The organism is Bacillus sp. JJ1609 (genome assembly GCF_036967045.1).
Lineage (GTDB): Bacteria > Bacillota > Bacilli > Bacillales > Cytobacillaceae > Mesobacillus.
This window is the reverse complement of record NZ_JBALSS010000003.1, coordinates 4,066-17,728: the sequence shown is the minus strand read 5'-3', so window position 1 is coordinate 17,728 and position 13,663 is coordinate 4,066. Positions and strand designations below refer to the sequence as shown.

The window sequence follows — 13,663 nt, the reverse complement described above, 5'->3', positions numbered from 1 at the left end:
TCCACTACAATCAACAGGTGCTAAAAATCACCTTTAACTTTAACAGAGCCTATATTTTAACATAACTTCTCACCTTATCTGATTATGAAGGGTGCATTCCCCTTTCAAAATAGTCTTGCAATTTTCTTGGTTAACTTATACTATCAAAGGTAATTGTGACAATTTTGTGAAGGAGTGTTTTTTTTGACAAAAGTACAGATTAAAGTAAATGATAATGGTTCATTAAGGATTACTGGAGATGTAGAATTATTGGATGGTGCCGGGAACAAATTCGAAACAAAGCCGGCTTTTTCGCTTTGCCGCTGCGGCATGAGTAAAAATATGCCGTTTTGCGATGCTTCCCACAAAGGAAATTTTGAATCAGTCGTGCGTGCTCCTCAGCCTGATGAGACTGAGTAATAGTGAGAGGGCAATGGGTATCCCATTGCTCTTTTTTTATGGAGCGAATTCTCTCTTGGTCACCATTCATCCGCATGCCGGACATCGGCAATGGCTGAAAGCTGAATGCGATGGATTTCTTCGAATTTGTCCACGATATGAAGTTTCTGGCCGAGTTCATTCCAGTAATGGATTTTCCCAATCACCAGTTCATACTTCCGCTGACGATAATAGGCGATGCTGACCGGACGGTTATATTCCATCGCTTCCAGGATGGTTTCATTCAATTGTTCGAGCTGCTGTTCATCCAGCTGTTTTTCTTTTTCATATTCGTCTTCCTGCGCCCAGTCCCGCAACAGCTTTACATGTTCAGGAAGCATCATGGACGTCCATTTAATTCTTCCTCGGTCACGAATCATAAAATCTCCTCCCCACTATCATTATTAGCCTTTATGCCCTCCGACCAACGCGGCACGATGTCTTGCTGTACCAGCCGTAGTATAAGAAACAGCCCTTAGCAACGCTGCCGAGCCATATCGGCTGCGAATCCGGTCCATCACATAGCCAAGCTCCTTCTTCTTCCATCCGTTCTTCTCAAATAAGCTCAATTGAAATTCGCTGTCAACAACGAGGTTTCCAAGTGAAATCGCAATGCTGCGCACCGTTTTTCCTGTATAGTTCTCAGCAAATAGCTCAAGGCATACGCGATACAGTTCCATCGTGACATTCGTAGGTTCTTCTATCGTCCTTGAACGGTGGAAGCCTCCGCCAAATTCATCCTGGCTGTAGCCAATCCCAAAGCTGATTGTCCGTCCTGCTTTCCCATGGTTCCTTGCCCGGCGTGCCACTTCCTCGCACATTTCAAGAATGACATGCTTGATTTCCTCTTCCTCTTTATAATCTCGAAGCAATATCTGGCTTTTTCCAAAGCTGACCTGCCCTTCCATGATCGGGGCACCGATATCCGAAAAATCAATTCCCCAGGCATGCCAGTAAAGCTGGTTGCCCATAATACCGAATTTTTTCTCCAATTTTTCAAGGTCATAGCGTGCAAGCTGACCGACTGTGAAAATCCCCATGCCGTTCAGCGTTTTTTCGACACGGCGGCCTATTCCCCACATTTCGCGAAGCGGTGAGACATTCCACAGCTTTGTCTGTACGTCTTCATATGTCCACTCGGCAATTCCCTTCTTCTTCGCGTCAAGGTCAAGGCATAATTTTGACATCAGCATGTTCGGGCCAATCCCGATTGCGCAAGGAAGCTGGAACTCGCGCTCGATATCATCTTTGATTTTTTTTGCTATTGAGGAAGCGTCTCCCCAAAGCTTTGAAGCTCCATCTACTTTTATAAAGCTTTCGTCGACACTGTAGGTATGGATCGCTTCCTTTGGGACATAGCGATTGAATACACGGGAGATTTCAGTGGAAATTCTCAGGTACGTTGACATTTGGGGATCAACGACAATAATTCGCGGATCATCGGGAATTTCAAACTTTCGCGATCCGGTTTTAATGCCAAAGTCCTTTTTCAAACGGGGCGAGGCTGCCAGGACGACGCTTCCCGGACGGTCGAGGTTCCCGACTACAGCCAGGTAGCATTCAAGAGGATCAAGGTCGAGCATGACCGCGGAACAACTGGCATAGAAGCTTTTCATATCAACACAAAGAATTTTGTTTTGCGGCATTTCGCTGTAATCGACCATTTTCTGTGTCTCTCCTTTCTGCTTAGTTTATGTTTCGTTCCTAATAAAAGGAACGTTTGTTCTGTTTCATTATACCCATAATATTAAGCGAATATGCGTTCGGTTTCAATGGGGAATTTCCGGCGGAATGACTTAATTAAGGTTTATTTGGGGGGGCATGCCAGAGCTGGACAATTTTACAGGAGGCTGTTTTCGGCTGGCAGTTGAGAGTATAATCAGGATGAGAGGTGCTAATGTTATGGATGAAAAACTCATACGCAAAATGGTTCAGAAGTGCTTCGTACAGTATCGGCATGATGATTCACTGCCGTTTGGCGAAGTGGAATTCGAAGAAATATATAAGAAGATTACCGAGCTGAAAAACCAGGAACCTGAAGCGGACTTGCATGATATCATCAATGATGCGGTTTATGAATTTTTGGCTACATAAAAAGGCTGCCCCAGTGCAGGGACAGCCTTCAATTCATTTTACTTTAATATTGGCATCACCTTTAACCTTCGTAGGATAATCGGTTATTTGCAAAGTGATCAGTCCTGGGGCGGCATCTTCCCCAAAATAAGGAAGCAGGATTTGCTGTTCTGCCACGCCGTCGGTGGTCCACATTGATTGGCCGCTGCCAATTTGCTTTCCTTCTGAGTCAATCGCGTTTTGAAATGGAGTAACTCCCCGTTCTCCAAGATAAGTGAATTTCAAATCCTCGCCTTCTCTTTCCACTCTCAGAAGACGACCGTCGCGTGGTCTTTCGATAATCTTAAGCTGATCAGGGTCGACAACAACTGTCAGTTGATCCTTATCGAGGGCCCTGATTGAACTGAATCTCAAATAAAGCTCTCTTGGATTTTTAAAGAAATTACTCTGGAGATAGATTTCCTGCTTATAATCACTAATATGGGAAGCACTGATTCCATTTGCGATTGTTGCCCATTCCTCGCCGCTTTCATCAACGATACGAAGGTCTTCGATCGCGAAAATCTGCTTAGTGTTTTTCTCATCAAAATGAACAGTAACACCAATCCTTGTTGGATAAATCGATACCTTTTCAACTGTTACCTTCTGGCCTTCAAAACTGACCGTTTTATTTACCTCAATGATTTCTCTCTTATCCTTGTAGGCTTCCTTATCAATTGAGAAAGGAAGAACCCATGTATCAGCAAGTTTATTACGCAGCTCTCCAGTTTCCGTTCTCCCTTCAGCAAGCTGGAAGCTCAACTTCATATTTTCAGGAGCGACCTTTCCATAAAAGTAATAGGTCATTTCCTGAACAGTCTCCCCTTCTTTTTGTAAATCAATTGGTCCCACAGAGAAAGAGGAGCTTAATTCCAATTTCTTTCCTTTGTCATCGGTAAGCTGGATGTTATCAATCGCAATTTCCTTGTGACCAGCAGAAGAATCAATCTTATAAAACAGCACCATCATCTGTTCATCAACAATCGCTGAATCCAAGGTGATTTTCAGGCCCTCATGTTCATCTGATACGCCGATTTTCTGGGCAAAGTCATTTTCGATTGCTGCCGTCAAGCCTTTGTCAAAACGGACTAACTCTACAATCTTCTCCATTCCAGGAATCGAGGTAACATAGGAGGCGAAGGTTTCTGATGTCCTGAGCAAGGCTGTAAAAGCAAAAATCAGGATGGCGGCAGATGCTAACGTCCTCATTAGCAGCAGATTTTTCTTTTCCTTTCTTTTCCCTTTGCTGATTCCTGCTGAAATCGCTTGATCCAACTGGAATTCAGGGATGTCGATATTCTCGAGTGCAGCGTGCGCCTGAGTTAACTTATTTTCCTCAGCATTAAGCATAGCCCAATTCCCCCTTCTCCCCGAGCTGTCCGCGGAGCTCCTTCAGCCCTTTATTAAGCCATGTCTTCACAGTGCCTTCAGGACAATCAAGAATATCGGCAATTTCCTTGATTTTAAAATCATGCACATACTTCAGTTCAATGACCTGCCTCATTTTTGGTTCAAGCTTGCCAATGACTTCCTCTACCTCCAGCCAGTTTGACTGGTGTTCCGCCCCCATCAGGCTGATAAGGTCATCGCTAACGAGAATCCGTTTCCGCTTCTTCAATTCATCATTGCAGTAGTTTAACAAGATCCTCGTAATCCAGGTTGTAAAATATTGCGGCTCCTTTACCTTTCGGATGGAGCTGAACGCCCTGTATGTGACCTCCTGCAGCGCCTCAACCGCGTCGTCGCTATTCCTTAAGTAACTCAGGGCGATCCGGTAAAGGCGGATTTTATGAAGCTGCATCAGCTCATAAAATGCCGCTTCATCACCTTTTTTCGCCTTAAGGACTAAATCTTGAAGCTCCAATGTGTCTCCCCCTTACACTGTATCTACCTATTAGACATGGAAGCTAGAAAAAAGTTTTACATTTTTTAAAAAAATCTTTTAAATACCTGCAGATAGCAAAATTGCTTGGTATAGGGCTCAAAATAAAAACCGCCACAAAAACACGGCGGTTTCGAAAGGTTGTTATTTTTTGTTGAAAGCCTTCCTGCCAATGCGCTCAAAGGCGCGTGGGAAAAGCGCATAAAAAATGCTGCCTGCATTCATCCAGCGCGGGAGATTGATTTCCCTGGTCTTTGTCAGCATCCGGTCCACGACTTGTTTTGCGACATAGTCAGGCTTTAACATGAACGCTTTAACATTCTTGACATACGTACCCTGCTTATCGGCAATAGTAAAGAAATTTGTTTCGATTGGCCCAGGATTGACTGACGTCACATACACATTGTCATCGGCCACCTCCATGCGCAGGCTGTTCGTATAGCCAAGGACAGCATGTTTCGTTGCCGAATAGACACTCGATTTTGGGGTGGCTATCTTGCCTGCCTGCGATGCGATGTTGATGATATGACCGCTCCTCTGCATCTTCATGCCTGGCAGAACCATGGATGTGCAAGCCATCAAACCAACGACATTCACGTCGAACATCGCTTTGATTTCGTCGATCTTTGCTTCGTGGGCGAGGTCAAAAATCCCGAAACCAGCATTATTGACCAAAATGTCCGCGTGCTTTATTTCGTCAATGACCTTAGTGAAAACAGTCCGAATTGCGTCGGTATCAGACACGTCCAATTGATGGACAAATACTTTGACTGAGTGGGTTAATTCCAATTCTTTTTTCATTAATTCTAATTTTTCAATGCCCCTTGCAAGGAGCACAAGATTCGCTCCCCGTTCTGCGCAAAGCCTGGCAATCTCAGCACCGATTCCTCCTGAAGCTCCAGTAATGATAATATTCTTTCCTGTTAACGATGGCACAAAAATTCACCTCATTTAGCTGTGTAAAAGAAGGCTGTTCCTTCTTCCCTGACATTAATTTCATCAAGGGACTGTAAATAATCTATCTGCCCAACTGTTTCAGAAATAGTCAAATTCAACTCACGTTCATAAACCGAAGGAAATAACAGTGTACATATTTGAAACACAGAAAGTTCCTTGCCTTCGAGCATTTTCTTCACCTGCATGGCCCTGTCATGCTGTTTGGCAAGCCTTTTTTCTATTAATGTGTGCAATTCTGTTATCTCCGCTCCATGCCCAGTGTATACAAGTCCTATCGGATACTTCAGCAGTTTTTTTAGCGAAGCATTATATTGCACGAGCGGTTTGGGCCGCTCTGAATCGCCTGGAAGCGGCGGCTCAAGCAAAGGGTTGGGCGAGATGCCCGCAAGGATTGTATCTCCTGCAATCATGACCCCATCCTTCTCACGTAAAAGGACGATATGACTCTGCGCATGTCCTGGAGTCTCAATTACTCGCCATCCTGGGAGAGCAGGAGGAACGTCATCCTCCACCAGGGTCCCCGATAGCGATCGGTCACACGAAAACACTAAAGTCTTTTTCATGACTTTAAGGGATGGCAGAAAATATTGCTCGGGAATGCCAAATTGCACAAATAGCTTTTCATAAAATTTCTTATGTATACTTTGGAACTCAGGAGTCCTGTTGATCCATCTTTCATTAAGCGGGTGGCCGTAAACTTCAAGTTCATCTGGCATAAAATCAAGTAATCCAACATGGTCTGGATGGTCGTGTGTGAGGATGACCTGCTCTATATCTTCTGGAGTAAGCTTAAGCTCCGCCAGCTGGGATTTGAAGGACTCCCATGAATCCGAGGTTTTTGTACCAGCATCGACTAGCGTCAGCCTGTCTCCTTTTATTAGGTAAGCATTTACGTCACCTACTGGAAAAGGCGTCGGCAACGTAAGTTTAGCAATTCCATTTTTCCATTCTGCCATTTCATTTCACCTCAAAAATTATATTTATATAAGGTAAACAACCTATTTGTTTAAAAATTCGTATGTAAGTATTCATATTTATAAGACTTAGCATTTTTTCAATATAAAAATAAGTTTACCTTTAAAGCTGCCAATTGTCATTATTCTACAAACTATTTTTCAGAAAAAACTAAAAATTATATAATTTCCTCTTGACTTTAGGGTTGTCCTTCTTGCATAATCACTATTAAATTTCATGAACTTTAAAAAGCACTTGAGCAAGACGAGTAGACAGGAATGACGAAAGAGAGTGGAGTCCACCGGCTGAAAGGCTCCGCCGCCCTCTTCCTGTTGAACCCTACCTTGCGAGCTGCCAGGCAAACCTGGACGTATACCGGCGTTATCGGATTGTGAGCTGCATTTTTTTGGCACTGGCCGAAAAAGTGAATGAAGGTGGTACCACGGAAGCATGGCCTTTCGTCCTTTTATGGATGAAAGGCCTTTTTATTTTTCAGCTGAAAATACCCAGTAGCAATGAGGCTGTTAAAAAAGCTTAAAAATAATGGAGGCGATCTTGATGAAGAAGCTTGTTTTTGTTGGGGCAGGTTCAATGGCAGAAGCGATGATTTCCGGAATAGGGGCAAGCGGGCTTCTTCCGGGAGAGCAGATGTGGTTAACGAATAAGCAGGACACACACAGACTCCAAACGCTGGAGCAGAGATATGGGGTAAGGACGACATATAACTATGATGAGCTTTTCTCTGAAGCTGATGTCGTTGTTTTAGCGATGAAGCCAAAGGATGCAGCCTCGGCGATCAAGGAAATCAAATCCTTTCTTACTGATGAGATGCTTATCATATCCGTTCTTGCAGGTGTATCGATTGCGGCAATCGAGGCGGCGGCTGAAGCATCTCTCGCTGTAGCACGGGTGATGCCAAATACATCAGCTGCGATTGGAAAATCAGCGACTGCATTGGCAGTGAATGAGAATGTGACTGATGTACAAAAAGGGCGTGTAAAAGAGCTTTTCAACACGATTGGGCTGACAGCGATTGTCGAGGAATCCCAACTTGATGCAGTTACCGGACTTTCAGGCAGCGGTCCTGCCTATATTTATTATCTCGTCGAAGCGATGGAAAAAAGCGCTGCAGAGATCGGACTTGAAAAGCAGACAGCAAAACAGCTCATCATCCAGACATTGCTGGGTGCAGCTGAAATGCTGACGAAATCGGATAAGGAACCATCACAGTTGCGCTTTGAGGTTACAAGTCCTGGCGGCACAACCGAAGCTGGAATCAGCGTACTCGAAAAGCATGGGGTACAATCTGCTTTTATTTCATGCATAAAGGAAGCTACAGCCCAATCAAGAAAACTTGGCAGCTTGCTCGGAAGCGAACTGGCATCCGCAAATCGCCGCTTCTAAAATTGCAATCTATCCCTCCTTTTCTCTACAATGGAGAAAAACACGAGGGATGGATGGCAATGCTTTTCATTTTACTTTCTATGACTCTCATCATCTGGGTTGCAGCGACAATCGACGCGGCTATCGGCTTCAGTAAGCTTGACTCTTTGGAAAAAGCAAAGGAGATAGAAACAGGGCCGCTGTTAAGCGTGATCGTAGCAGCACGGAATGAAGATGAACATATTAAACCGAGCATTCAAAGCCAGCTCGTGCAGACCTATAACAATGTGGAATGGATTTTGGTCAATGACCGGTCTGAAGATACAACCGGAAGTATGATGGATGAACTCAAGGAAATGGATTCAAGAGTCAAAGTCATCCATCTACCTTCTTTACCTGAAGGTTGGCTGGGTAAAAACCATGCCCTTTATAAAGGATACCAGCATGCATCTGGCAGCCGAATTTTGTTTACAGATGCTGATGTCTTTTACAGCCCGGAGGCTTTCGCAAAAGCTGTTGGCTATTTTGAAGAGCATGAGCTGGACCATATGACTGCCGCACCTGATTTAAGCGCAAAACCGTTTTGGCTGAAAGCGTTTGTGGCCTTCTTTTTATTTGGATTTTCATATTATAAGAGACCCTGGCTTGCCAATAATTCGCGTTCTAAAACAGGAATTGGAATTGGTGCGTTCAATATGATTACAAGGGATAGTTATGAAAAAATCGGGACTCATGAACAAATCAAGATGCGGCCAGATGATGACCTGCAGCTCGGCAGGAAGGTAAAGGAAGCAGGGCTCAAGCAACGGATTGTGACAGCCCTGACACTAATTGAGGTAGAATGGTACCCAAGCTTAAAAGAAGCCCTGGCAGGACTGGAGAAAAATACGTTTGCGGGACTGCATTATCGGATCAGTATGGTGCTGTTTTCAATTTTTGGGGTCTTTGTTTCACAAGTGGTTCCGTTTTTTACGATTTTTTCTAATAACAAGGCCCTAGCCCTGCTGAGTGCCATCAATCTTATTTTCCTGGCCATTTTGTATACAATGGTTACAAAAAAAATGACCCGTTTTTCACCATTGCTGTTCTTTGCCCTTCCTTTTACGGCGCTGCTCTTTATTTTTTCCATCATAAGGGCAAGCTATTTAACCTTCAAAAGAGGCGGTATCATCTGGCGCGGAACAAAATACACGCTAAGTGAGCTACGGAAAAAAGATGACCTGTGAGTACATTTTTTCCCTTCTGACGAGAGCCCTGTTATACTAAAAATATATTTTGTATTACGAAATAAAGGAGGCTTCTTGTTTGGAAACGAAATTATTTTCACCTTATGAAATGAAAGGGCTCACCCTTAAAAATCGAATTGTCATGGCTCCTATGTGCATGTACTCATGCGAAAAGGAAGATGGCATCGTTACTGATTGGCATGTCACTCACTATACGAGCAGAGCCGTTGGACAAGTCGGCTTAATCATTCTCGAAGCAACTGCTGTCACGCCTCAAGGACGGATTTCCCATCAGGATTTAGGCATTTGGAGCGATGAACATGTGGCAGGGCTTGCAAGATTGACTGAACAAATTAAGCAGAATGGTGCTGCAGCTGGCATCCAGCTAGCTCACGCTGGCAGAAAAGCTGCGCTGCGAGACGAAATCATTGCTCCTTCTGCCCTGGCTTTCGACGAAAATTACAAAGAGCCAAAGGCAATGACAGTCGAAGAAATCAAAGAAACAGTCGAGGCCTTCAAACTTGCTGCCGAAAGGGCAAAAAGTGCTGGCTTTGATGTTATTGAAATCCACGCTGCGCATGGCTATTTAATCAATCAATTCCTCTCCCCGCTTACTAATAAACGGGAAGACGAGTATGGAGGTTCTCCTGAGAACCGGTTCCGCTTCCTGCGAGAAGTTCTTGAAGCGGTAAAAACGATATGGGACGGACCATTGCTTGTCAGAGTATCAGCTTGTGATTACCATGATGATGGGCTGACAGTCGAAGACTATGTGACAATGGGAGCATGGATGAAAGATTTAGGCGTTAATTTAATCGACGTCAGTTCAGGAGCAGTTGTTCCCGCGAGAATTAATGTTTATCCAGGCTATCAGGTCAAATTAGCTGAAAAGATTAAGCATGGCGCGGACGTGGCAACTGGAGCCGTAGGCTTGATTACGACTGGAATCCAGGCAGAAGAAATCCTCCAGAACGACCGTGCCGATTTAATTTTCATTGCACGCGAACTGCTCCGTGATCCCTATTGGCCGCGCACAGCAGCAAAAGAACTTGGAACAAGCATCGAACCGCCTAAGCAATACAGCCGTGGCTGGTTATTTTAATACTCTCATGAAGCCGGCATTCAAGATGCCGGCTTTATTTTTTTAGGAAAAAATTAAGAGTAAAAATACAATGATGATCGATGGATAGAACTATGACTTTCTTCGTTAGAAGTTCCTTAGTTTAAAGACGAAAAATATCTGTATAAATAGAAATCTGGGTTCTTTCTCAATGATCCTTTAAAAAAATACAAAAAGGCCAGCCGCAACTCATTTCACGGCCGGACCATCCTCTTATTGAACTTTTTTAAGGGTAATTTTGCGATACATGCCGCCAAACATGATGCCTTCATCTGATAACAGCGTCAGTGCTGTTCTTTTACACTGATAAAGGGCTTCAAAAGAAATACCAATGTCTGTTCCCAGCACCTTGATCAAATGCCTTAATAATTTCTTCGGGCGTGATAAGCCTATACCTGGTTCTGCAAACTTATCGAAGATTAAGATCGTGCCATTTATCCGGCACACTCTTGCCATTTCTTCAAAGGCTCGGTTGCTGTCGGGGACGACCGACAGGATTAAGCTGCCAACTACATAATCAAAACTCTCGGATAGGAAATCTAACTGTTGAGCATCCATCTTCAGGAACTCAATGTCTGAATCCGAAAATTTTTGCTGTGCTTTCTGAAGCATGTCTTCTGAATAATCTATCGCAGTAACGCTAAGCTTTTCATCTGGCAGTCTATTAATATCAACACCTGTCCCAACCCCAACAAACAAGATCCTGTCTCCAGGCTGGAATTGTACATCATTAAAAAGTTTTTCCCTTGCCCGTGAAAATGGGCCCGCATCGAAAATCCAATCATAAATCGGGGCCCAGCCTTTATAAATGATTGCGTTCCATGAATTATTCATTGCATCCCTCTCCAGCTCCAGTTTTATCTTTATATTCATGGAGTATAAACACGGAAGATTGATTATCCTTGTCCCCAAAAGCATAAGCAAAATTTTTTATTTATCTTTCAGTTTTAAAAGCCTTAACCCGTTCAGTGTAACGATGAGCGTCGCTCCCATATCCGCAAAAATCGCAATCCATAGGGTGAGCCAGCCTGGGATGACGAGCAGCAATGCGAGCAATTTAACACCGATTGCGAATGTGATGTTCTGTTTGATAATCCTCAGTGTTTTGCGGCTTAGTTTTATTGTAAACGGCAGTTTTTTCAAATCATCTGCCATCAATGCGATATCGGCTGTTTCTAATGCTGTATCTGTCCCCGCCCCGCCCATTGCGACACCAATAGTCGCTGCGGCTAGTGCCGGTGCATCATTGATTCCATCGCCTACCATTGCCACTTTGCTGTGTTTGTTTTGCAATTCCTTGATGAATGACAGCTTATCTTCAGGGAGAAGCTCTGATTCTATTTCTGAAACTCCTGCTTCCTTGCCAATCGCTTTAGCGGTTCCGCTGTTGTCTCCAGTCAGCATGATCGTTTTTTCAATGCCCAGTTCATGAAGGCGGGAAATGACTTCCCTGCTTGATTCTCTTACCTCATCCGCAACTGCAATTAAGGCAAGCATTTCAGAATCCGTCCCGACAGCTATGACTGTTTTCCCTTCATCCTGCAGCTGGGAAATTTCTGCGTTAATATTTGATGGAATTCCAGTGCTCATGATTCCATCAAGATATTTAGGGCTGCCGATATAATAAGTTACTCGATCTACTGTCCCTTTTATTCCTTTGCCAGTGACCGAAGTAAATTCCTCAATGACTGTATCCTTGAAAGTGATGTTATCACTTTCTGCCTTGCGGACAATAGAAGCAGCTAGCGGGTGCTCTGATTTGTTCTCCAGTGCTGCAATTACTGATAATAATTCATTATGGTCAAATGAAGACTTCACTTTATAGTCCGTAACGGCTGGTATTCCTTTTGTTAATGTTCCAGTTTTATCAAAAGCAATGGCCTTAATCATGCCCATTTCTTCGAGATAGACTCCGCCTTTTACAAGCACGCCATTTTTCGCTGCATTGCCTATCGCGGTTACAATCGAAACTGGGGTTGAAATGACTAGTGCACATGGACAGCCGACAACTAGCACGGCCAGCCCTTGATAAATCCACTCGCTCCAATCAGCGCCAAATAACAGCGGAGGAAGAATGGCTACCAAAAACGCGACAAGGATAATGATCGGGGTATAATACTTGGCGAAACGGTCGACAAATGCCTGTGATGGTGCCTTTTCTGCCTGTGCTTCCTCCACAAGATGAATGATCTTTGCAATGGTGGTATCGTCGACCAATTTAGTGATTTTCACTTCGATAAGGCCTTCCCCATTCAGTGTTCCTGCAAAAACCTCATCGCCTGGATTTTTCTCGGCAGGAACCGATTCGCCCGTAATTGCTGCCTGGTTGACGGCCGAGAATCCGGCGACGACATCCCCATCCATAGCGATTTTTTCTCCTGGTTTTACGATCATGATATCGCCAACTTCAATTTCATTGACATTCACGAGGAATTCCCGCTCATTCCTTCGAACGAGTGCTTCCTTAGGAGCGATATCCATCAGCGAATGAATGGAGGCCCTGGCTTTATCCATTGAATACCGCTCAAGCACTTCGCTAATTGCAAACAGGATGACAACAACTGCCCCTTCGCTCCACTCCCCAATAATCGCGGCTCCAATGATGGCAACCGTCATCAACGCCCTCATGTCAAAATCAAGCCTCAAAAGATTTTTTAATCCTGTTTTAAAGAGTGAATAACCGCCTACAAGAATTGCTCCTAAAAATGAAATTATTGCAGTGAGGCTTCTCTCTCCTTCATTTATTTGAAAATAGTACCCCGCAATAATGAACAATAAGCTAATCAGAACAGTGAGGTTTTCCTGCCAAAATGGTTTCTTCTTTTCAGGCACAATTTCTGCTTTATCTGGATATAGCCTTAAATTCTCAAATGCTCCTGCCTTTTCGAGTTCTTCAATTGAGGCGTTGCCATAAACGGTTAATTTGGAGGCACCAAAATTTACTTTTGCATCAAAAACACCATCCAGGTGTTTTACGTTCTGTTCGAACTTTCCGGCACAGCTAGCTCAGGTGAAGCCCTGAACGCGGTAAATCGTTTTTTCTCCGTGTAGTTCTGCTGCTTCAACCACTGTTCTCCATCTCCTTTTGATGTTCAAACGCTATGTGGATTAATTGTTTAACATGATCATCAATTAATGAATAAAAGACCAGTTTTCCTTCTTTACGATATTTTGCTAGGCCGAGATTTTTTAACAGGCGTAAGTGATGTGATGCCGTGGCTGTCGAGGAATTCACGATCGAGGCTACATCACAGACACACAGTTCTTTTTCAACATATAGGGAGTATGCAATTTTTACCCTCGTTTCATCTGATAAAGCCTTAAAAATCTTAGCTGCTTCAATGGTATTTTGTTCATTTACCTGTGCAGCCACGCGGTCGACTTTTTCCCGGTCGATACAATTTACCTGGCAGACATCTTGTTCCTTCATTAAAATCCCCCCATTCATTCAAACATTCATTTGATTATAGGATATTCAAACAACCTTTTGATTGTCAATCAAAAAAATAAAAACCAGGAATTTTTCCTGGTTTCCATTTTCGAAGCTATTCCTCAAGATTAAAGTAATTTCTCGCCAAGATGTTTAAAATAGGCAAGGCTGTTGATTTTCGT

At 43.7% G+C, this 13,663-nt stretch carries 14 protein-coding genes; 5 read left to right on the top strand and 9 right to left on the bottom strand.

Annotation, left to right across the window (positions count from 1 at the left end):
* The first annotated feature begins 183 nt into the window (after nt 1-183).
* A complete protein-coding gene (locus tag V7654_RS01895; RefSeq protein WP_207499893.1) occupies nt 184-399 on the top strand; it encodes a CDGSH iron-sulfur domain-containing protein in 216 nt (71 codons plus the stop codon).
* A gap of 59 nt (nt 400-458) precedes the next feature.
* On the opposite strand, the gene V7654_RS01890 is transcribed toward V7654_RS01895, so the two are convergent.
* Together V7654_RS01890 and V7654_RS01885 are read right to left on the bottom strand one after the other, a co-directional pair.
* Nucleotides 459-797 carry a YolD-like family protein gene (locus V7654_RS01890; RefSeq protein WP_335428038.1) on the bottom strand — a complete coding sequence of 113 codons (339 nt, stop codon included), beginning with the start codon at nt 795-797 and terminating at the stop codon, nt 459-461.
* 24 nt (nt 798-821) lie between these two features.
* Complete coding sequence (locus V7654_RS01885) at nt 822-2,081, bottom strand: DinB/UmuC family translesion DNA polymerase (protein WP_335428037.1); 1,260 nt, start codon at nt 2,079-2,081, stop codon at nt 822-824.
* 238 nt (nt 2,082-2,319) lie between these two features.
* Between V7654_RS01885 and V7654_RS01880 the strand changes: the two genes are divergently transcribed.
* The gene (locus V7654_RS01880; RefSeq protein ID WP_335428036.1) at nt 2,320-2,511 is read left to right on the top strand and encodes a YqzH family protein; all 192 of its coding nucleotides are present in this window, start codon (nt 2,320-2,322) and stop codon (nt 2,509-2,511) included.
* Nucleotides 2,512-2,544: 33 nt separating this feature from the next.
* Here the strand turns inward: V7654_RS01880 and V7654_RS01875 are convergent, their stop codons facing one another.
* From V7654_RS01875 to V7654_RS01860, 4 genes are all read right to left on the bottom strand, one after another.
* A complete protein-coding gene (locus V7654_RS01875; RefSeq protein ID WP_335428034.1) occupies nt 2,545-3,879 on the bottom strand; it encodes a DUF4179 domain-containing protein in 1,335 nt (444 codons plus the stop codon).
* On the bottom strand, nt 3,872-4,393 hold the full coding sequence (locus V7654_RS01870) for a sigma-70 family RNA polymerase sigma factor (protein WP_335428033.1): 522 nt from the start codon (nt 4,391-4,393) through the stop codon (nt 3,872-3,874). The genes V7654_RS01875 and V7654_RS01870 overlap by 8 nt, the downstream gene beginning before the upstream one ends.
* Before the next feature lie 162 nt (nt 4,394-4,555).
* A complete protein-coding gene (locus tag V7654_RS01865; protein WP_335428031.1) occupies nt 4,556-5,347 on the bottom strand; it encodes an SDR family NAD(P)-dependent oxidoreductase in 792 nt (263 codons plus the stop codon).
* 11 nt (nt 5,348-5,358) lie between these two features.
* On the bottom strand, nt 5,359-6,324 hold the full coding sequence (locus tag V7654_RS01860; protein ID WP_335428029.1) for an MBL fold metallo-hydrolase: 966 nt from the start codon (nt 6,322-6,324) through the stop codon (nt 5,359-5,361).
* A 556-nt stretch (nt 6,325-6,880) separates the two neighbouring features.
* On the opposite strand from V7654_RS01860, the gene proC reads away from it, so the two are divergent.
* The 3 genes from proC to namA all read left to right on the top strand — a co-directional run bounded on the left by proC (nt 6,881) and on the right by namA (nt 10,033).
* A complete protein-coding gene (proC, locus tag V7654_RS01855) occupies nt 6,881-7,726 on the top strand; it encodes a pyrroline-5-carboxylate reductase (protein ID WP_335428028.1) in 846 nt (281 codons plus the stop codon).
* Nucleotides 7,727-7,785: 59 nt separating this feature from the next.
* Nucleotides 7,786-8,931, top strand: a complete 1,146-nt coding sequence (locus tag V7654_RS01850) for a glycosyltransferase (protein ID WP_335428027.1) — start codon at nt 7,786-7,788, stop codon at nt 8,929-8,931.
* A 79-nt stretch (nt 8,932-9,010) separates the two neighbouring features.
* Complete coding sequence (gene namA / locus V7654_RS01845; protein WP_335428024.1) at nt 9,011-10,033, top strand: NADPH dehydrogenase NamA; 1,023 nt, start codon at nt 9,011-9,013, stop codon at nt 10,031-10,033.
* A gap of 231 nt (nt 10,034-10,264) precedes the next feature.
* Here namA and V7654_RS01840 read toward each other — a convergent pair whose 3' ends face one another.
* The 3 genes from V7654_RS01840 to V7654_RS01830 all read right to left on the bottom strand — a co-directional run bounded on the left by V7654_RS01840 (nt 10,265) and on the right by V7654_RS01830 (nt 13,481).
* Nucleotides 10,265-10,885 carry a class I SAM-dependent methyltransferase gene (locus V7654_RS01840; protein ID WP_335428023.1) on the bottom strand — a complete coding sequence of 207 codons (621 nt, stop codon included), beginning with the start codon at nt 10,883-10,885 and terminating at the stop codon, nt 10,265-10,267.
* Between the two features lie 96 nt (nt 10,886-10,981).
* Nucleotides 10,982-13,120 (bottom strand): heavy metal translocating P-type ATPase, encoded by a 2,139-nt coding sequence (locus tag V7654_RS01835; protein WP_335428021.1) that lies wholly within the window; start codon nt 13,118-13,120, stop codon nt 10,982-10,984.
* Nucleotides 13,113-13,481, bottom strand: a complete 369-nt coding sequence (locus tag V7654_RS01830; protein WP_335428020.1) for an ArsR/SmtB family transcription factor — start codon at nt 13,479-13,481, stop codon at nt 13,113-13,115. Before V7654_RS01830 ends, V7654_RS01835 begins: the two co-directional genes overlap by 8 nt.
* Nucleotides 13,482-13,663: the final 182 nt, after the last annotated feature.